Source organism: Paraburkholderia sp. J41, assembly GCF_905220235.1.
In the GTDB taxonomy this organism is placed as follows: Bacteria; Pseudomonadota; Gammaproteobacteria; order Burkholderiales; family Burkholderiaceae; genus Paraburkholderia.
The window spans coordinates 1-257 of record NZ_CAJMZE010000120.1 but is presented as its reverse complement, the minus strand read 5'-3'; the positions used below and the strand labels follow the sequence as shown (position 1 = coordinate 257).

Genomic DNA, 257 nt, shown 5'->3' with positions numbered 1-257 from the left:
GTGGCGACGGCGAGCGGCACGATTGGCGGCACGACGTACACGTATGCGGGCGGCACGCCGGTTGGCGTGGTGAGCGTGGGTTCGTCGGGCAACGCGCGTCAGATCACGAACGTGGCGGCAGGCCAGGTGACGGCTGCCAGCACGGATGCGGTGAACGGCTCGCAGTTGTACGCGACCAACACGCAGGTGACGGCCAACACGAACAGCATCAGCACGCTCAACGGGCAGGTCACGAACATCAACGGCCAGATGGCCAA

Annotated in this window: 1 protein-coding gene; it reads left to right on the top strand. The window is 66.1% G+C overall.

All coding sequences use genetic code 11. From position 1 onward, the window contains the following. Positions 1-257 (top strand): hypothetical protein (locus U5805_RS31700; protein ID WP_322107412.1); only part of this gene is annotated, 257 nt, incomplete at both ends.